General features: G+C 65.0%; 15 protein-coding genes and 1 pseudogene. 10 read left to right on the top strand and 6 right to left on the bottom strand.

All coding sequences use genetic code 11. The features are described from left to right. The first annotated feature begins 8 nt into the window (after positions 1 to 8). The gene (locus ACVOLZ_RS16540) at positions 9 to 1,232 is read left to right on the top strand and encodes a citrate/2-methylcitrate synthase (protein ID WP_481517054.1); all 1,224 of its coding nucleotides are present in this window, start codon (positions 9 to 11) and stop codon (positions 1,230 to 1,232) included. A gap of 101 nt (positions 1,233 to 1,333) precedes the next feature. On the opposite strand, the gene ACVOLZ_RS16535 is transcribed toward ACVOLZ_RS16540, so the two are convergent. The 3 genes from ACVOLZ_RS16535 to pdxH are packed head-to-tail and all read right to left on the bottom strand — an operon-like array spanning position 1,334 to position 3,130. Further along, complete coding sequence (locus ACVOLZ_RS16535; protein ID WP_481517071.1) at positions 1,334 to 2,134, bottom strand: cobalamin-binding protein; 801 nt, start codon at positions 2,132 to 2,134, stop codon at positions 1,334 to 1,336. After that, positions 2,134 to 2,478: a YqfO family protein gene (locus tag ACVOLZ_RS16530; protein WP_481517053.1), complete on the bottom strand. Its 345-nt coding sequence runs from the start codon at positions 2,476 to 2,478 to the stop codon at positions 2,134 to 2,136. Before ACVOLZ_RS16530 ends, ACVOLZ_RS16535 begins: the two co-directional genes overlap by 1 nt. Positions 2,479 to 2,497: 19 nt before the next feature. Further along, on the bottom strand, positions 2,498 to 3,130 hold the full coding sequence (pdxH, locus tag ACVOLZ_RS16525) for a pyridoxamine 5'-phosphate oxidase (RefSeq protein WP_481517070.1): 633 nt from the start codon (positions 3,128 to 3,130) through the stop codon (positions 2,498 to 2,500). 9 nt (positions 3,131 to 3,139) lie between these two features. Here pdxH and ACVOLZ_RS16520 point away from each other — a divergent pair, with 9 nt between their 5' ends. Further along, on the top strand, positions 3,140 to 3,973 hold the full coding sequence (locus tag ACVOLZ_RS16520; protein WP_481517052.1) for a kinase: 834 nt from the start codon (positions 3,140 to 3,142) through the stop codon (positions 3,971 to 3,973). A 128-nt stretch (positions 3,974 to 4,101) separates the two neighbouring features. On the opposite strand, the gene ACVOLZ_RS16515 is transcribed toward ACVOLZ_RS16520, so the two are convergent. After that, positions 4,102 to 4,305: a dodecin family protein gene (locus tag ACVOLZ_RS16515; protein WP_481517051.1), complete on the bottom strand. Its 204-nt coding sequence runs from the start codon at positions 4,303 to 4,305 to the stop codon at positions 4,102 to 4,104. A 99-nt stretch (positions 4,306 to 4,404) separates the two neighbouring features. Between ACVOLZ_RS16515 and ACVOLZ_RS16510 the strand changes: the two are divergent. The 5 genes and pseudogenes from ACVOLZ_RS16510 to mdtD form a co-directional block, all read left to right on the top strand. Further along, positions 4,405 to 4,929: pseudogene (locus ACVOLZ_RS16510) on the top strand (shikimate kinase); the annotation flags it as partial. A gap of 15 nt (positions 4,930 to 4,944) precedes the next feature. Further along, complete coding sequence (gene aroB, locus ACVOLZ_RS16505; protein ID WP_481517069.1) at positions 4,945 to 6,054, top strand: 3-dehydroquinate synthase; 1,110 nt, start codon at positions 4,945 to 4,947, stop codon at positions 6,052 to 6,054. A gap of 187 nt (positions 6,055 to 6,241) precedes the next feature. After that, positions 6,242 to 6,493 carry a WGR domain-containing protein gene (locus tag ACVOLZ_RS16500; protein ID WP_282265842.1) on the top strand — a complete coding sequence of 84 codons (252 nt, stop codon included), beginning with the start codon at positions 6,242 to 6,244 and terminating at the stop codon, positions 6,491 to 6,493. Positions 6,494 to 6,555: 62 nt separating this feature from the next. Then, positions 6,556 to 7,629 carry a uroporphyrinogen decarboxylase gene (hemE, locus tag ACVOLZ_RS16495; protein ID WP_481517050.1) on the top strand — a complete coding sequence of 358 codons (1,074 nt, stop codon included), beginning with the start codon at positions 6,556 to 6,558 and terminating at the stop codon, positions 7,627 to 7,629. Between the two features lie 240 nt (positions 7,630 to 7,869). Then, positions 7,870 to 9,291, top strand: a complete 1,422-nt coding sequence (gene mdtD / locus ACVOLZ_RS16490) for a multidrug transporter subunit MdtD (protein WP_481517049.1) — start codon at positions 7,870 to 7,872, stop codon at positions 9,289 to 9,291. Between the two features lie 9 nt (positions 9,292 to 9,300). On the opposite strand, the gene ACVOLZ_RS16485 is transcribed toward mdtD, so the two are convergent. Beyond that, complete coding sequence (locus ACVOLZ_RS16485) at positions 9,301 to 12,858, bottom strand: hybrid sensor histidine kinase/response regulator (protein WP_481517048.1); 3,558 nt, start codon at positions 12,856 to 12,858, stop codon at positions 9,301 to 9,303. A 46-nt stretch (positions 12,859 to 12,904) separates the two neighbouring features. Continuing rightward, positions 12,905 to 16,435 (bottom strand): hybrid sensor histidine kinase/response regulator, encoded by a 3,531-nt coding sequence (locus ACVOLZ_RS16480; RefSeq protein ID WP_481517047.1) that lies wholly within the window; start codon positions 16,433 to 16,435, stop codon positions 12,905 to 12,907. A gap of 183 nt (positions 16,436 to 16,618) precedes the next feature. On the opposite strand from ACVOLZ_RS16480, the gene ACVOLZ_RS16475 reads away from it, so the two are divergent. From ACVOLZ_RS16475 to ACVOLZ_RS16465, 3 genes are read left to right on the top strand one after another with little or no spacing between them, the layout of a single operon-like run. After that, positions 16,619 to 17,305, top strand: a complete 687-nt coding sequence (locus ACVOLZ_RS16475; RefSeq protein ID WP_481517046.1) for a YceI family protein — start codon at positions 16,619 to 16,621, stop codon at positions 17,303 to 17,305. Beyond that, a complete protein-coding gene (locus ACVOLZ_RS16470; protein ID WP_481517045.1) occupies positions 17,302 to 17,880 on the top strand; it encodes a cytochrome b in 579 nt (192 codons plus the stop codon). The genes ACVOLZ_RS16475 and ACVOLZ_RS16470 overlap by 4 nt, the downstream gene beginning before the upstream one ends. Continuing rightward, positions 17,877 to 18,449, top strand: a complete 573-nt coding sequence (locus tag ACVOLZ_RS16465; protein ID WP_481517044.1) for a YceI family protein — start codon at positions 17,877 to 17,879, stop codon at positions 18,447 to 18,449. The genes ACVOLZ_RS16470 and ACVOLZ_RS16465 overlap by 4 nt, the downstream gene beginning before the upstream one ends. Positions 18,450 to 18,591: the final 142 nt, after the last annotated feature.

Below are 18,591 nucleotides of genomic sequence, written 5' to 3'. Positions count from 1 at the left end.
AATACGCCATGTCCGACGCCCTCGACCACGAATTGATCCCCGCCAACGAAGCCTGCGCCCTGCTCGGCATCAGCGCTGCCACGCTTTACGCCTATGTAAGCCGCGGCCAGCTCACTTCACGACCGGGCACATCCGCGCGCAGCCGGGTGTACCTGCGCGCGGAAGTTGAACGTTTGGCACAGCGCAAGCAGGCCGGCCGTGGCGCCGAACGGGGAGCTGCACAAAGCCTGGATCGCGGCCTGCCGGTCTTGGAAACCCGCATCTCGCTGATCCGCCCGGATGCGCCCTATTACCGTGGTCGCTCCGCCGTGGCCGCCGCACAGGCCGGCGCCACGCTGGAAGACATCGCTCGCCTGTTGTGGGAATGCGAGGAGCAGGACCCGTTCGCCGCTGCCGCCCTGCCCTCCTGGCCACCGCGCATCGCCAGCCTGGCATTGGATGCCAGCCTGCCGCCGATCGAGCGTGCCATGGCCTGCATCCCGCTACTGGCCTTGGAGCAGCGCCAATCGCTCAACGCAGCCGCCTCTGTACGCCGCGAGGTCGCTGCGATGCTGTTGCGGCAGAACGCTGCCTTGTTGGTTGGCACCGAGCCGGATGCACGGCCAGTGCATCGCCTGCTCGCCGATGCATGGATGCCAGGCGATGCAGCCTTCGCTGAGCTGGTGCGCTCGGCCTTGGTGCTATGCGCCGACCACGAATTGAATGTTTCCGCGTTTGCAGCGCGCGTGGTCGCCTCTACCGGTGCGCACCTGCACGCGACGGTGAGTGCTGGTTTGGCTGCATTGTCCGGCCCACGCCATGGCGGCGCGACCGCGCGTGCGCACGCCTTGCTGGTGGATGCAGAAACCAGCGGATCGCCGGCAAGTTTCATCGCCGAACGCTGGCGGCGCGGTGACGAGCTGCCGGGCTTCAACCATCTGCTCTATCCCGATGGCGACCCGCGCGGCGCCGAGGTACTACGCCAGTTGCGTGAGCTCAGCGGCGATTCGCCGCGCATGCGGCATGTGGAAGCGGTACTGGCGGCTACCGAGGAAGTCAGCGGACAGCGGCCGAACATCGACGGCATGCTCGGTGCTATCTGCTATGTGCATGGTCTGCCGGGCGCGCATGCGCTGGTGATGTTCGCGACTGCGCGCCTTACCGGCTGGTTGGCGCATGCGCTGGAACAGCAGGCATTGGGCACCTTGATACGGCCGCGTGCACGCTACACCGGGCTTGCGCCGAGGGGGTGAGCTTGTGCCCCCTCCCTTTGGCCGAAGGCCAAGGGGAGGGTTGGGGAGGGGTCAGCTTTTGGGCCTTTCTTGCTTTACCAGCTTCGCGGCTTACGCCGCTCCTACAAGCCCCCGCCCCGCTTCGACCATTGCTGGATGATCTGAGCGATTGCCTGCACACCATCGGTCAATGCTGCCGGGCCAGGCTGCAGGATCAGCGGTGACTTGATCTCGTGCAGTTCGCCATCACGCACGGCATTGATTGCGTCCCAACCGGGACGCGCCGCCACCCGCTCCGGACGGAACTTTTTGCCACACCATGAGCCGATGATGATGTCCGGGTTGCGTGCGATCACCGGATCACCATTGGCGAGGATGCGCGCCTTGGCCAGCGGCTCGCGCGACAACTCCGGAAACACATCAATGCCGCCAGCGATCTCCACCAGCTCGGCACCCCATTGGATGCCAGTGATGATGGGTTCATCCCATTCCTCTACATAGACACGCGGGCGCTGCGGCAATTTCGCTGCCTGCTCGGCAATCGCATCCAGGCCGCGCTGCAGCTCATCCGCATAGGCGTTGGCGCGTGCGGCCACGCCCACCAGCCCACCAAGCCGGCGGATGTAATCAATGATGCCGGCCACACTGCGATGGTTGGCAATCCACACTTCCACGCCGTTACGGATCAGTTCGGCAGCGATATCCGCCTGGATGTCGGAAAAACCAATCGCCAGATCCGGCTTGAGCTTGAGTATCTCGCCGACTTTGGCACTGGTGAAGGCACTGACCTTGGGCTTGTCGCGGCGCGCTTCTGGTGGCCGCACGGTGAAGCCACTGATGCCGACGATGCGGTCCTGTTCGCCCAATGCGTAAAGCGTTTCGGTCGGCTCTTCGGTCAGGCAGACAATGCGGCGCGGGCCAATCATGGTGCAGCGAACTCCGTTGTATCGACGAATACGGCAGGGCTGGTCCAGGGATGATTGGCGGCAATGCCATCATCCAGAATCCGTTGCAGCCTCTGCGAGTCACGCGGAATGCAAAACTCCAGCCGCACCGTGGACGCGCGTACCAGCTCCCCGCCTAGACCGATCGCGCTATGCGTACCCTCGAGCACGCGGAACTGCTCCACTCCCGGAGCGGATTCCCACATGCCGTGCGCATAACCACCAGCAGCCAGATCATCCACCGCCAGAATGCCCTGCTTGAGTGCCTCCAACTGCGGGGGAGGCACGAACACGGTAATGCGATAGACAGGAATCAGCTGCATGCCAAGGTTCCCCTTGCCATTACGGGAACAACATCCGCTTGCTCCACTCACCCGCCGCATCAGCCTCATAGCACCAACGCTCATGCAGGCGGAAGTCGGCGCCGTACCAGAACTCGATGCGTCGTGGCACGACGCGCACGCCACCCCAACCGTCCGGGCGTGGCACATCGCGGCCTTCGAAGCGTGCCTCGAAATTGGCCAGGCGCTGTTCGAATTCCTCGCGCGATGCCAACGGCTGCGACTGCACCGAGGCCCAGGCGCCAATCTGGCTCATGCGCGGACGGCTGGCGAAGTAGGCGTCGGATTCGGCCGCCGATACCAGCTGTGCATCACCTTCAATCCGCACCTGGATGCCGGCCTCGCGCAGGCTGCGCCACAGGAACAACAGCGCCGTGGCCCGGTTGTCGTGCAACTCGCGGCCCTTGCGGCTGTCCAGATGGGTGTAGAACACGAAGCCACGCTCGTCGAAGGCCTTCAGCAACACCGTGCGTGCCGACGGGCGGCCATCGATGTCGGCGGTGGCAACCGTCATCGCGGTGGCATCGATCTCCTTGCCAGCCTTGGCCTCTTCAAACAATGCGGCGAAAGTCGAAAGCGCTTCTGCGTAAAGATTGGTCATGGTCCTGCTTCGTAGGGCACGTGTTTGGGCTATTGTGGCGGCATGTCCCCCGTTCCGCACAGTTTTTCCCAACGCCGCTTTGCGCCGGCACTGGTTGCACAGGCATTGGATGATGCACTGAGCAGTGCCGAGCGCACGCCAATACTGGCGATCAGCGGCGTGCAAGGCAGCGGCAAGTCCACGTTGGCGGCGCAGATCGTGGATCTGGCCCGCAGCCGCGGCCTGTGCGCTGCGGCGGTGTCCATCGACGACACCTACCTGACCCGCGCGCAGCGGCAGCGCCTGGCCGATCGCGTGCATCCCTTGCTTGCCACACGCGGGCCGCCCGGCACGCATGATCTGGCGCTGGCGCTGGCTACTCTGGATGCTGCCAAAGCAGGACAAGCGTTCCCCTTGCCGCGCTTCGACAAACTGGCCGACGAACGCGTGCCGGAAGCACAGTGGAAGCAGATCGAACAGCCGCTTGATCTGCTGGTGTTCGAGGGCTGGTTTCTGGGCACGCCGGCCGAAACCGATGACGCTCTGCAAGCACCGTTGAACGCGCTGGAGCGCGATGCCGATGCCGATGGCCGCTGGCGACGCTGGTGCAACCAGGCATTGGCCGAGCACTACCCGGCCTTGTGGCAGCGCTTTGACCGGCTGTGGATGCTGCAGCCGCCAAGCTTTGCGGTGGTACCGCATTGGCGCTGGCAGCAGGAGCAGGCACTGCAGCAGGCCTCGCCCGGCCGCAGCAGCATGACCCGGCCGCAACTGGAGCGCTTCGTACAGTTCTACGAGCGCATCAGCCGGCAGGCATTGCGCACCCTGCCCGGCATCGCTGACCGGGTCATCGCACTGGATGCACAGCGGCAACCGCTGGCAGACGCGAAAGGCTGATGCGGCCCGGCAAGCCACACGGCAACGGCCTCACCTGAACGGCTCGACGGCGTCACCGCCGCCGAGCCTTTGCAGATGCGTGCCCAGCCTGATCGGCGGGCACCCACCGCACGATTATCGCAACCGCATTACTGCACCAGGAACGTAATCCGCAGGTTGACCCGCCACTCGGTGACATTGCCGTCACTGTCGGTGACAACCTTGGTTTCGTTGATCCACGCGCCCTGGATGCCCTTGACCGTCTCGGCCACCTTCTTGATGCCGCTACGCACCGCATCCTCGATGCTGGTCTTGGAGGACGCATTGACTTCAATGATTTTCGCCACTGACATGTCCAACTCCTTGGTTGCACCACGAACCATTCGTGGAACTGCCGAGCTTGGCTGCTACCGTGTTAAGGCACTGACATGAGGTGCTAGCATCTTCCGGTAATGAATCCCGCTCCCAATCTCATCCTGGTCGGCCCCATGGGCGCCGGCAAAACCAGCATCGGCCGTCGCCTGGCCGAGCGTTTCGGGCTGGTGTTCGTGGATGCCGACCAAGCCATCGTCGACGACGTCGGCTCCAGCATCCCGGCCATTTTCGAGAACGTCGGCGAAGCCGGTTTCCGTGCCCACGAAAAACGGGTCCTGTCCTGCCTGCTGGACGGCAGCGGTCAGCTGATCTCGACCGGCGGCGGCAGCGTACTCGACCCTGAGAACCGTGAGCGCATCCGCGCCCGTGGTTTTGTGGTCTACCTGCGGGTCAGCGTGGCCTCACAGCTGGCCCGCCTGCACCGCGACAAGACCCGACCGCTGCTGCAGCGCGAAGACCGCGAGCAGGTGCTGCACGCCATGGCCGAGCTCCGCGACCCGCTTTACCGCGACGTGGCCGACCTGATCATCGATACCGACCTTTACACCCCCGCCGATGCCACCGCGCACACCGTTACCCGGCTTGCCGCGCAATGGAAGATTCTGGAACCGACCCGCATGACCGCCCCAACCCGCACCGTCGCCGTCGGCGGCGAACATCCCTACCAGATCCATATCGGCCCGGGCCTGCTGTCCCAGGCGCAAACGCTGATAAGCGCCATCCGCGGCCGTCACGTGCTGCTGGTCAGCGACGACACCGTCGCACCGCTATACCTGGCCCAGGTACAGACCGCGCTGCTGGCCGCCCGCCCCGATCTGAAGATCGGCCAGCACATCATCCCGGCCGGCGAGGCTTCCAAGACCCTGGACAATTTCGCCGGTGCGATCAACGCGCTGGCAAGCCTGGGCGCCACCCGCGATGCCTGCGTACTGGCACTCGGCGGCGGCGTGGTCGGTGACCTGGCCGGTTTTGCCGCAGCCTGCTGGATGCGCGGCGTGGACTGCGTGCAGTTGCCCACCACCCTGCTGTCGATGGTTGACTCCTCGGTCGGCGGCAAGACCGCCGTGGATATCCCGCAGGGCAAGAATCTGGTCGGCGCCTTCCACCCGCCACGTGCGGTGGTAGCTGATACCGCTGCACTGCGCACCCTGCCGCTGCGCGAACTACGCGCCGGGCTGGCGGAAGTCATCAAATACGGTGCCATCCGCGACCCGCTGTTTTTCCAATGGCTGCAGGCCGAGCGCGAAGCCCTGCTGGCTGGCGACGACGGCGCACTGGCCCAGGCCATCGCCCGCAGCTGCGAGCACAAGGCCGAGATCGTCGAACGTGACCCGCTGGAGAAAGGCGAGCGCGCCCTGCTCAACCTCGGCCACACCTTCGGCCATGCGATCGAGACCGCACAGGGCTATGGCGCGCCGGGCAACGACAACCTCAATCACGGTGAAGCCGTAGCGGTTGGCATGGTGCTGGCGGCCAAGCTATCGGCGGCACTGGGCATGGCTGACTCGGCCGATACCGAGGTTCTGCGCGAGCTGCTGGAGGCTTACGGCCTGCCGACCGCAATCCCCGCCGGCTTGGACGCTGAGGCGCTGCTGGGGCATATGCGGCTGGACAAGAAGAACATTGCCGGTCGCCTGCGGTTGGTGCTGTGGCGCGGTATCGGCAAGGCCGAGGTGGTGCCGGATGTGGATGAGGCTGCGGTGTTGGCTGTATTGAAGGAAGGCTGAGCTTCACCTCAACGGCTTACCCCTCCCCAGCCCTCCCCTGCTGCGCAAGGGAGGGGGCTGTCCGAGATCACGACCATGCCTGCTCTTCCCCCTCCCTTGCGCAGCAGGGGAGGGCTGGGGAGGGGTGGCTCTTCGCAACAAACCCCAAAACCAGCCCAAAACCCGCACACCGGCTACAATCGCCGCCATGCGCGTCCTACTGCAACAGCCGCCCAGCGGCAAAGAAGCCCCCCGCTACGTTCAACTGTCCCTGGTGCCGGATCTGCTCGGCGGCTGGGAGTTGTTGCGTGAGAGCGGCCAGACCGGCGGCCGCATCCAGCTGCGCCGCGAGCTGTTCCTGCAGCATGACGACGCCATCCACGCCTTCGAAAAGGCCCGCGATGGCCAGATCAAGAAAGGCTTCCAGGTGATGTTCACCGCCGGCCAGCCCGCGCCCTGAATCCCGCATTCCCTGCAGGTGCGCCGCAGCGCGCCTGCGGTTCTTACCTCCAGGAGTTCCATGTGACCAGCCCACTTCGCAATGACCGCTTCCTGCGCGCCCTGCGCCGCGAGCCCGTGGACTACACCCCCGTCTGGTTGATGCGCCAGGCCGGCCGCTACCTGCCCGAGTACCGCGCCACCCGCGCCCGCGCCGGCAGCTTCCTGGGCATGGCCAAGAACCCGGAAGTCGCCTGCGAAGTGACCCTGCAGCCATTGGAACGCTTCGACCTGGATGCCGCCATCCTGTTCTCGGACATCCTCACCGTGCCGGACGCGATGGGCCTGGAGCTGTACTTCGTCGATGGCGAAGGCCCCAAGTTCAAGCACCCGGTGCGTGATGTTGCCGCGGTCGCCAAGCTGGCGGTGCCGGACATGGAAACCGAGCTGCGCTACGTGATGGACGCAGTACGCCTGATCCGCCGCGAGCTTGATGGCAAGGTGCCGCTGATCGGCTTCTCTGGCAGCCCGTGGACGCTGGCCTGCTACATGATCGAAGGCGGCGGCAGCAAGGATTTCGCCCGTATCAAGGCGATGGCCCTGAACGAGCCCAAGGCCCTGCACCAGCTGCTGGAAGTGGTGACCGATGCGGTCATCGCCTACCTGTCGGCACAGCGCGCGGCTGGTGCACAGGCGTTGCAGGTGTTCGACACCTGGGGCGGCGTGCTCGGCCCGGCGATGTACCGTGAGTTTTCGTTGCGCTACCTCAACCGCATCGCCAGCGAGCTCAAGCGCGGCGACGGCGCCGAACGCACGCCGCTGATCCTGTTCGGCAAGGGCACCGGCCAGTACGTGGCCGAGTTGGCCGCCAGCGGCGCTGAAGGCGTAGGCGTGGACTGGACCATTTCGCTGGAAGACGCCGCCCGAGCTGTCGGTGGCAAGGTCGCGCTGCAGGGCAACCTGGACCCGACCACCCTATACGGCTCGCCCGACGCAATCACCCGCGAAGTCGGCAAGGTGCTGGAAAGCTATGCGGCCGGCAACGGCGGTTCACGCGAAGGCCATGTGTTCAATCTTGGCCACGGCATGTCGCCGGACATGAACCCCGAGCACGTAGCTGTGCTGGTGGATGCAGTGCATCGCCTCAGCCGCCGCTGAAGCTGAAGGCCCGGGGCAACCCGGGCCTTTTCTTTACCTGTAGTGCCGAGCCATGCTCGGCAAGAGCGTTGCACGTAACCCGGACGCTACTGGTAAAGCCTCTGCCGAGCATGGCTCGGCACTACAGGTGAACCGAACACTACGAGCAAAGCCCTGCCGAGCATGGCTCGGCACTACGTACGCGGCATCTGCACACGCATCGGAGGACAATAAGCGCCTGCCTCAGCGCGAGTCGTCTTGATGTCCCCTGCTCCGCCCAGCCCGCTGCCCGCCACTTCCACCCAGAAACCACTGCTATGGCTGGTGTCACTGGCCATCTTCATGCAGATGCTGGATTCGACCATCGTCAATACGGCCTTGCCGGCGATGGCGCGCAGCCTGGGTGAGAGCCCGCTGCAGATGCAGTCGGTGGTGTTCAGTTACGCGCTGGCGGTGGCCACCTTCATTCCCGCATCAGGTTGGATCGCCGATCGCTTCGGCACGCGCCGCACCTTCCTCGCCGCGATCGTGTTGTTCACCCTGGGCTCGCTGGCCTGCGCGCTGTCGCCAACGCTGCAATGGCTGGTGGCCTCGCGTGTGCTGCAGGGCATAGGCGGCGCGATGCTGCTGCCGGTTGGGCGACTGGCGGTGATGCGCTCGGTGCCGCGCGAGCAGTTCCTGTCGGCGATGAGCTTCATCGCCATCCCCGCCCTGATCGGTCCGCTGCTTGGCCCGACCTTGGGTGGCTGGCTGGTGGAAGTTTCCTCGTGGCATTGGATCTTCCTGATCAATCTGCCAATCGGTGTGATCGGCTTCGTCGCCGCGCTGAAGATCATGCCCGACCACTACGGCCAGCGGAAACAGCGCTTCGATCTGGCCGGCTACCTGATGTTGGCGTTCGGCATGATCGCCTTGTCATTGGCACTGGATGGCGTCTCGGCAATCAATTCGGCACATGCACTGGTGTTGCTGCTGGCGGTGGTCGGCATCGCTGCGCTGGCAGGCTATTGGCTGCATGCGGCCAGCACCAGCAATGCCTTGTTTCCGCTGAGCCTGTTCAAGGTGATCAGCTTCCGCATCGGCATCCTTGGCAATCTGTTCTCACGCATCGGCAGCGGTGCGATGCCACTGCTGATTCCACTGCTGCTACAGGTCGGCATGGGCCTGAGCCCGATGACCGCCGGCATGATGATGATTCCGGTGGCGCTGTCGGGCATGGCTGCCAAACGTGCGGCCGTCAGCCTGGTGGAGCGCTTTGGCTACCGCCGCATCCTGATGATAAACACGGTCTGCGTCGGCCTTGCGATGGCGAGCTTCGCGTTGATCACCGCCGAGCAACCACTGTGGTTGCGGCTGACCCAGTTGGCGATCTTCGGCGCGGTCAACTCGATGCAGTTCACCGTAATGAATACCGTCACCCTGCGCGACCTGGACACGCACCAGGCCAGCAGCGGCAACAGCTTGTTGTCGATGGTGATGATGCTCGCCACCGGCTTTGGCGCGGCCACCGCCGGCAGCCTGCTGGCAGCCTTTGGCGACCATTTGAGCGGCCACGGCGCGACCGCCGCGCTACACGCCACTTTCCTCTGCGTCGGTGCGATCACACTCAGCTCGACGCTGGTGTTCTGGCAACTGCCCGATAACCGCCCGCACCCGCGGGCGGTGGAAGAAGTTGCCGAGTAAACCCGCCCTTCAGTCCGGCGCTACCTGCGCCTGCTGGCGGCGCTGCGCCTCCAACACACCGGCGATTGCCTCCAGCAACATCTGTGCGGTTACCGGCTTGCGCAGGAAGTCGGCAAAGCCGGCCTCGCGCGCCAGCGGTTCGGCCTCGGCATCAGAGCGCGCGGTCACCGCAATCAACGGCATCTCGTAGCCCATTGCCTTCAACTGCCGCGCGAGCCCGAAGCCATCGATACCGGGCAGGTCCAGATCCAGCAAAGCCACATCGAACTCATGGTTGGACAGCTCCGCCAGTGCCGCCAGGCCATGCGCGGCATGCACCGCGCTATGCCCGTGCACCTCCAGCAAGCCGCGGATCACCGCAGCGATGGTCGGGTCATCCTCCACCAACAACACCCGCTGCGCCGGCAGGTTCATCCAGGCACCACCGGCGGCATCATCATCCATCGAGGTCGGCGGCACCTCCCAGACCAGCGGCAGGTCGACGATGAAACAGGTGCCCTCGCCCAAACTGCTTTCCACATTGATGCTGCCGCCCATCGCCACGCTCAACTCATTGCAGATGGCCAAGCCAAGGCCGCTGCCGCCGTAGCGCGCGGCGGTGCGTGCACCATCGGCCTGTTCGAAGCGCCGGAACAGACGTTGCTGCTGCTCGGCGCTGATACCCGGGCCGGTGTCACTGACCTCGAAACGCACACCCTTGCCGCCGTCCTGCAGGCGTACACGCAGACTCACCGAACCATGGCCGGTGAATTTGATCGCGTTGCCCAGCAGGTTGAGCAGGATCTGTCGCAACCGCATCACATCGCCGGTCAGACGCGTGCGCGGCGCGGCCGCGTTATCGAATTCGAATGCCAGTCCACGCCGTTTCGCCAGCGGCTCTGCCATGCCACGCACGTCCTCCAGCAGCTGCCGCAGTTCCAAAGGCTGGCTCTGCAGCTCCAGCCGCCCGGCTTCGATCCGGGCCAGATCCAGCGCATCGTTGACCAGTCGCAACAGGTGTTCGCCTGCGCGGCGGATCGATTGCGTATAGCCGCGCTGGCGCTCATCCAGCGGTGTTGCCAACAACAGTTCGCTCATACCCAGCACGCCGGTCATCGGGGTGCGCACCTCGTGGCCGAGGGTTGCCAGGAAACGGGTCTTGGCCAGGGACGCCTGTTCGGCCAGCTCTTGCTTGTGGCGGGCCAGCTGCCATTCGTTGCGGCGACGCAGACGCCGTTGGTACAACCATGCGCCCCCCAGGATCAGGGCCACAGCGAACACGATGAAGGTCATCACCCCGGCCGGGCTACGCGCCCACGGCGGTTGCACGCGGAAGGCCAACGTCTGCACCGGCGACCACACGTTGTCCGAGGTGGCGGCCTGTATTTCCAGCTGATAGCGCCCCGGTGGCAGCCGCGAGAACACGCGGTCGCCGGAGGCGCCCACGTCCACCCAGTCCGGGTCATAGCCGGCCAGACGGAAGCGATAGGTATTGGTAGCCGAGTCAGCGAAGGACAGCAGGCGCGCAGCGATCCGCAGGTCACGGTCGCCGTCGAGAATCTGCAAGGGCGACTCCAGCGTGATGTCGCGCTCCTTGTCACCACGACGCACGCTGACCCGCTCGATGATCAGCGGCGGTCGCCGGGTCGATGGCTTCACCCGGCCGGGATCGAACAACACCACGCCATCGGGCGTGCCGCCGGCCAGCTGACCGGTGCGCGCCTGCACCAGCGAGCGGCGGCGGAACTCCTGCCCCGGCAGACCATCATGCACGCCATACATGCGCACCGAACGATTGGCTGGATCGATGCGGATCAGGCCACGCGCACTGATCGCCCACGCCACGCCTTCTGCGTCCACCAGCAAGCCGGTCGCAGCCAGCATCGGAAAGCCCTGCTCCACGCCAACCCGATCAAGCAAGGTCATGCGCTGTCCATCCCACAGATAGCGGTCCATGCGGCCGAGACCGGCAATCCACACCACACCCGTATCGGTGACATGGAAGGTCGAGACGCGCCCGGCTGGCCCGCCCGGCACCGGCGCAAAGCTCCCACGCTGTGACTGCCATGCATGCAGGCCGGTGCCTGTCGCCAACCACAGTTGATCACCCGGGCCACACTGCATGTCTTCGATCAATGCCTCGGGCACGCCGGCTTGCCCTGCTTTCAGCTGCAGCAGCACATGACCATCGGCATCGCGCTGCTGCATGCCGCCGTCTTCGGAATAGATCCAGATCCGGCCGCCATCACAACTGCGCACGATGTCGGCATCACCGAGCATCGCAGCGTCCTTGCCATCATTGCTATGCCAGCGCTGCACGCTGCCGTCACTGGGGTCGTAGCGCACCAAAGCATCCAGGCTGCCGATCCATACCTTGCCGTGTGCGTCCTCAACCAGCGACTGTGGCCAGTTCTTGCCGTCGATCGCCTGCAGATGGTGTTGCACTTCACCGGTGCCGGGGTCGAGCCGATCCAATGCACCGCGCGTACCCACGACCCAGATACCGCCGGACGCGGATGGCGCCAAAGCCAATGCATAGGGATTGCGCAACGAGGAAGGATCATCCAGATGCCGCGACAACACCGAAAACTGCCGCCAGCTCGGTGGCAGATGCCATAGGCCGGCATTGGTGCTGGCAAACCATAGACCGCCTTCGCGGTCCTCGTAGGCGCTGGACCAGTTGGGCTTGACGATCCCGCGCTCCTGCGCGCTGTACAAGGGAACGTTACGCACCACATTGCTGCGGATGCGGCCCAGCCCGGAACGGGTATCCAGCCAGTAACTGCCGTCGGTCGAATATTGCAGCATGTTGAACACATCGCCCGGGGCCGCCCCTGCCCAACTGGCCGCTTCGAAGCGGCCGTCGGCATGGCGCTGGACCACACCCTCGTTGGTGGCCACCCACAGTCGGCCTTGTCTATCCACCTTCAAACCGTTGATACGTGGCGACGGCAGTAGCGCATTGCTGACCCGGTCGAAGCCGGCGCCATTCCAACGCGCCAAGCCGCCTTTGGTACCCACCCAGAGGCTGCCATCGGGCGTCACAGCCATGTAGGTGACCGCCGCCGCCGGCAAGCTGTGGTCGTCGCCGGCTATCGGCATGAAGCGGCGGATATTGCCGTCTGGATCCAGCCGGTGCAGGCCACCGGTGGCGGTACCAAACCACACGCTGCCATCGGGCGTGGAGGCGATGGCCCAGATCGTATTGCTTCCGATCTGCGGATAGGTCTGCTGGTCGAAGAAGGTGAACTTGAGCCGGTCCGGCGACAGCATCACCAGCCCGGCGTTTTGTGTGCCAATCCACAACCGGTTGCTTTTATCTGCGTGCAAACTCCACACCACGTTGTCGCGCAGCCCGTTCTCCGCGCGCCAGATGCGGTAGTTGCGCCCGTCATAACGGGCAAGACCGTCACGGCTGGCCAGCCACAGGTACCCGGTGAGGTCTTCGGCAAAGGCATTGATGTTGCTGGAAGGCAGGCCATCGGCCACGGTCAACTGCCGTGGCTGCGGCGTTGCAGGCACTTCGGCAAGCGCCGCAGCTGACACCAGCAACAGTGCGCTCAGCAACATCCCTGCGAGCCATTTCATCAAACCCAGCCTCCTGCTACGCCGTCCGGCGCGTTTGTGATACCGTCTATTGTGCCTGTCCCGGCGCCAACGCATCAGCAATCGAATCGACCAGCATCTGTCCGGTTACCGGCTTGCGCAGGAACCCCACCATGCCGGCCGCACGCGCCAACTGTTCGGCCTGCACATCGGCGCGTGCGGTAACCGCGATCAACGGGAAGCGGTGGCCGGATCCGCGCAACTGATCGGCCAGGGCAATGCCATCCAACGCTGGCAGATCCAGGTCCAGCAGACCCACATCGAAAGTCTGCTCGCCCACTTCGGCCAAGGCCGCCAGGCCATGCGCGGCATGTATCACCCGATGGCCGCGCGCGGTCAGCAGGCCGCTGATCACCTGGGCCACGGTCGGATCGTCTTCAACCAGCAATATTTTCAGTGGCCGCAGCGCCACCACCGGCTCGGCAACCGCAGCCCCGGCGCTGGTCGAGTGCTGCCATGGCAACGGCACTTCAAGCACGAAGCGTGCGCCTGCACCCAGGCGACTCTCGACGCGGATGCTTCCGCCCATTGCAATTGCCAGTTCCTGGCAGATCGCCAGACCCAGACCACTACCGCCGTAGCGCGATGCAGTACGGTTCCCGTCAGCCTGCTCAAAACGCTGGAACAAACGACTCTGCTGCTCGGCGCTGATGCCCGGCCCGGTATCGCTGACGCTCAGGCAGATACCGCCATGCCCCGGCAGCAGTTGCGCGCTCATCGCGACCTTGCCGCGCTCGGTGAACTTGATTGCATTGCCCAGCAGGTTCATCAGTATCTGTCGCAGGCGCATGGCATCACCCACCACCATCACCGGCGTTGCAAACGGCACCGCAGCCTCGAACACCAACCCGCGACGCTCGGCCATCGGTGCCATCAAGGCGCTGACTTCCTGCAGCAGGCGCCCGAGGTCGAACGGGCGGTTGTCGAGCTCCAGCTTGCCCGCCTCGATACGAGCCAGATCCAGTGCGTCATTGACCAAGCCAAGCAGATGCGTGCCAGCCTGCTGGATCGCGCCTGCAAAGCGTTGTTGGCGCTCATCAAGATCGGTGCCCAGCAACAACTCGCTCATCCCCAATACACCGGTCAGCGGCGTGCGCACTTCGTGACCGAGGGTCGCCAGGAAGCGGGTTTTTGCCTGTGAAGCCTGTTCTGCCAATTCCTGCTTGTGCAGCGCCAACTGCCATTCGTTGCGCCGCCGCTCGCGGCGCTGGTAGCCAAGCACAGCCGCCGCCGCCAGCAATCCGAGCAACAACGCCCATGCCGCCAGTGCCCAGTTGCTGCGCCACCACGGTGGTGCGACCTCGATCTGCAATGTCTGCGGTGGAGTCCATGGACCATCGGCCGCTGCACCCTGCACCTGCATCCGGTAACTGCCGGCAGGCAGGCGCGATACCAGCCGCTCACCATCACTGCCCAGATCCACCCAGTTCTGGTCGTAACCTTCGATCTGGACGCGGAAACGGTGCCGCGCAGGATCGACATAGGACAGCAGGCGTCCGGTCACCCGCAGGTCGCGGTCCTGTGGACCGAGGTGAATCGACGTGCCTTTCAGTCGCTGCTCGCGTGCAGCATCGTCGCGACGCACACCTATCGACTCGATCACCAGCTGCGAGCCCACCGGCGCGGCGATCTTGGCATCGGGATTGAAACTGAGCAGGCCGGTGGCAGACACCGCCAACGCGCGACCGCAGCCAGCATGCGATGGCGGCCGCGCGGTGAACTCGGTATCGGTCAGTCCGTCACCTTCCTCCAGCACCCGCACCCGCGTCGCGCCCGGCTGCCACCACAGCAGTCCGCGTGTCGTAGTCGCCCACAACTGGCCACTGCAGCCAACTACCAGGCCCCCCAACGCTACGGCCGGCACCCCTTCATCGGCACTCAGCCGCTGTTGCAGGGAGAATCCATTCGCGTCATGACCGTAGTGTTCCAGCGCGCCATCACGCGCCAACCATGCGCTGCCATCGGCAAGGAACACCAGGTCATAGACCATCCCCGCCGATACGCCCGCCACGCTGACGAAGCGTTTGCCGTCGAAGCGCTGCACACGGCCGCCGCCAACCAGCCACAGGCTGCCGTCGGCGCCCTGCCGCAGCTGCTCAACCAACTTCTCCGGCAAACCCGAGGCAGTACCCTGTGGATAGGCCGCCAACAAACGACCATCGGCTGCACGGTGCTGCAAACCGTAATTGATGATGGACAGCCACATGCTGCCATCGGCCGCCAGCCGCATCAGATCCGCGCGATTGGTGGGATCGTCGCCGATGCCAAGATCGATCCGACGCACCTGTCCATCCGAGGGCCGATAAAGCGTGACCCCGCCCGCACGTCCCAGCCAGATCACCCCATCGCTGCCGCGCTGCACCGACCAGATGCTGCCTGGGCCGAGCTGCGTATCACCGGCCAGCTGTGACAGCTTGCCGGCCGCATTGAGCTGGTACAGGCCGTGGCCACCGACTACCAGAAAGCCGTTGCCGTCGGCAGCCGAGTTGATCAGGTACAGGCTCTCCAGCGATTTGCCGTCGAGCTGGTAATGGCTGGAGAACCGCGACCAGTCCGGACGCAGATAGGCCACACCTTGGGTCAGCATGGCAGTCCAGATGCCGCCTTCGTGATCCTGCAGCAGATCCAGCACACCGCTGCTGGCGGTCAGGAAGCCGCTGCCGCCATCACCTTCCAGCAACTGCAGATTGCGCGCATCGCCGCGATACAGGCCGGCGGAACTGCCCATCCAATAGCGCCCATCGCGGTCGTGCAGGACCATGGCCGCGCGCGCCTGCGCCGCCTGCGGCCATGGCGCGGCCGACACAGTTTCATCATCGAGTACCCGGTACAGGCCGGTGTCGGTACCTGCCCATATGCCGCCATCGCGGTCGCCGCTGAGGCGGATCACATCCTTGTCTTCGAGCAGTGGCGAACGCACGGCCGCAAACCCGGACCCCGGCCGCCAGCGCACAAGGCCACTGGTGGTTCCCACCCACATGCTGCCGTCCTTGCCGGGCAGCATGGCGTAGATGGTGTCGTCCGGCAGGCTGCGCGGGTCCTCAGGCTGATTGTGGTACCGGCTGATCCGGCCATCGCCGTGCAACAGGCAGATACCGCTGCCGCTGGTTCCCACCCACAGGTCACTGCCCTGCATGGCCAGCGCCCAGACCTGATGTTTGCAGATTGCCTCAAGCTCGGCGAAGCGGGTGAAGCGCTGGCGGTTGGCATCCAGCATCGCCAGCCCGGCGCCGTTGGCACCGACCCAGACCCGGTCCTGCGCATCGATCAGCAGGGTTTCCAAGGTGTTGCCCGGCAACGAGCCCGAGACCTGCGGGTCGTGCCGCCATACCCGCAACTGGGTACCGTCGTAGCGCGCAAGGCCGTCATCGGTGGCCGCCCAGACGTAACCGTGGCGATCCTGGCCCAGCGCAAGCACGGTCCGCGACGGTAATCCTTCGGCCACACCCAGGCGCCGCATGCGCGGTGTTTCGGCCAGATCCAGCGCTGCCGCCCAGCACGGCCACAACAACAGCAGTGCCAGCATGGCCAGCCGTACATCTCGAAAAATCCCTTTCATCAACGCCCCAAACTCCCCGTCGCAACCCACTTGCATCAACCGCCAACCGTCGCGACTTTAGCGCCGCGTCCGGTCCCGGGCAAAGCCACCCGAACCGACTACGTAACAAACCGTTGCGCAATATGCGCACAAACCATCACCTGCATCCGCCTAGAATCCCCTATCCCGACCCGGAGCCGGACCTTGCTGCCACGCCTGCTACTGCTGATCTGCGGCCTGCTGTCCTTTGCCGCCCATGCTGCCAACGAGCGCTACCGGCTCGACCCGGTGCACACCCGGGTGCTGTTCGCCATTGAGCATGCCGGCTTCTCGCATGCACTGGGTACGGTATCCGGCAGCGAAGGCGTACTGGATTTCGACCCGCAGGACTGGGCCAGTGCCAGGCTCGACGTCGCCGTGCCGATCACCCGCCTGGACCTGGGCGATGACAAATGGAACCAGGCCACGCTGGCGCGCAACCTGCTCGATGGCCAGCGCTTCCCGCAGGCACGCTTTGTTTCCAGCCAGGTCGAGCCGATTGATGCCAGCCACGCCCGTGTGTCCGGCCTGCTGACCCTGCGCGGGATCAGCCGCGAGGTGGTGCTTGACGTCACCCTCAATGCCCTCAAACGCCACCCGCTGCCGCCGTTCCGGCGTACCGTCGGGTTCTCGGCGACTACCACACTCAGCCGCGCCGACTTTGGCATCAGCGCCTGGCCGTCGGTGATCGGCGACAAGGTCGAGCTGCGCATCGAGGCCGAAGCCGTGCGTGATGCCGGTGCCGAAGCACCGCCTGCCAACACCGAACCGACACCCGAGCCTGACACCAGTCTCGAAGACGCCGCTGACGCGGCCTTGAAATCAGCAACAGAAACGGAAAAGCAGCCATGAGCCTTGAAAACACCGCGCAACGCTGGGGCAGCCTCAGCAAAAGCCTGCACTGGCTGATCGCCCTGCTGATTCTGGCCTTGGGCATCGTCGGCCTGGTCATGGGCGAGTTCCCGAAGACGCCCAAGTACTTCTGGATCTACACGATGCACAAGTCGATCGGCATCACTGTACTGGTGCTGGTGGCGGTGCGTCTGGTGTGGCGCCTGTATGCCGGCGCGCCGGAGCCGGTTCCCGGCACCCCGAGCTGGCAGGAACGGATTGCCTCGGCCACGCATTGGCTGCTGTACGTGCTGATGTTCGCCATCCCGCTGTCGGGCTGGCTGTACGACTCGGCCAGTGGCCTGCGCCCGTTCAAGCTGTTCGGACTGGTCGAAATGCCCAAGCTGGTTGCCCCCAGCGAGCAGGCCAGCCAGTTTTCCCACGCCATCCACGAATGGGGCTTCTGGGCGTTGATCCTGCTGGTGTTGGCGCATGCCGGTGCCGCGTTCTATCACCACATTCATCTACGCGATGCCACGCTGGCACGCATGCTGCCGCAAGGCTGGCTCAACCTTCCGCAAAAGGATTCCGCATGAACATCAAGCTCAGCTCCCCCGCCGCTGTAGCCGCCGCCCTGGCCGGCATGCTCGCCGTCGCCCCGGCAATGGCAGCCGATTACCAGCAGGCACCAGGCCCCGGCTCCATCCTGGTGTTCGCCACCAAATATGACGGTGAAGTATTCACCGGCAACTTCCCCGGCTTCCAGACCCAGGTCAGCTTTGACCCGGCCAATCCGGCTGCAGGCAAACTGGACGTAACCATCCCGCTGGTCGGCGCCAAGAGCGGCAATACCGACCGCGACTCCACCCTGCAGGGCGCGGATTTCTTCAACGTCGCTCAGTTCGCCCAGGCCCGATACACCGCCAATGGCTTCCGCGCACTGGGCAACAACCAGTACGCCGCCGACGGCACGCTGGAGCTGCGCGGCGTCAGCAAGCCGGTCACCTTGACCTTCACCTGGGCAGCGGGCGCGCAGCCAGTGCTGACCGGCAAGGCCACGGTCAAGCGTCTGGACTTCGGCGTTGGCGGCGGAGACTGGGCCGACACCAAGACCATCCCCAACGAAACCGCGATCAGCACCATCGTCAAGCTAAACGCCAAGTAAAAAGCTGCCCCCCCTCTCCCGCAAGCGGGAGAGGGGCATGTAGTGGCGGCCGCCAGAAGCACCCCCGCCGAGCCCGAACGCCCACACCACCCACCACACAAGAAACAAGAATAGGAGAAAACCCACCCCCCCCCGCCCCCGC

This window comes from Stenotrophomonas sp. STEN020, from assembly GCF_056760195.1.
The sequence above is the reverse complement of the archived record's forward strand: the minus strand, read 5'-3'. Positions and strand labels throughout refer to the sequence as shown.

Bases quoted from the DNA above. Each gene is read 5' to 3' on its own strand.
- ACVOLZ_RS16485 (WP_481517048.1), bottom strand. From the start codon at position 12,858: ATGAAATGGCTCGCAGGGATGTTGCTGAGCGCACTGTTGCTGGTGTCA.
- ACVOLZ_RS16520 (WP_481517052.1), top strand. From the start codon at position 3,140: ATGTCCCCCGTTCCGCACAGTTTTTCCCAACGCCGCTTTGCGCCGGCA.
- ACVOLZ_RS16500 (WP_282265842.1), top strand. From the start codon at position 6,242: ATGCGCGTCCTACTGCAACAGCCGCCCAGCGGCAAAGAAGCCCCCCGC.
- mdtD (WP_481517049.1), top strand. From the start codon at position 7,870: ATGTCCCCTGCTCCGCCCAGCCCGCTGCCCGCCACTTCCACCCAGAAA.
- aroB (WP_481517069.1), top strand. From the start codon at position 4,945: ATGACCGCCCCAACCCGCACCGTCGCCGTCGGCGGCGAACATCCCTAC.
- ACVOLZ_RS16480 (WP_481517047.1), bottom strand. From the start codon at position 16,435: ATGAAAGGGATTTTTCGAGATGTACGGCTGGCCATGCTGGCACTGCTG.
- ACVOLZ_RS16470 (WP_481517045.1), top strand. From the start codon at position 17,302: ATGAGCCTTGAAAACACCGCGCAACGCTGGGGCAGCCTCAGCAAAAGC.
- ACVOLZ_RS16530 (WP_481517053.1), bottom strand. From the start codon at position 2,478: ATGCAGCTGATTCCTGTCTATCGCATTACCGTGTTCGTGCCTCCCCCG.
- ACVOLZ_RS16515 (WP_481517051.1), bottom strand. From the start codon at position 4,305: ATGTCAGTGGCGAAAATCATTGAAGTCAATGCGTCCTCCAAGACCAGC.
- ACVOLZ_RS16465 (WP_481517044.1), top strand. From the start codon at position 17,877: ATGAACATCAAGCTCAGCTCCCCCGCCGCTGTAGCCGCCGCCCTGGCC.
- ACVOLZ_RS16540 (WP_481517054.1), top strand. From the start codon at position 9: ATGTCCGACGCCCTCGACCACGAATTGATCCCCGCCAACGAAGCCTGC.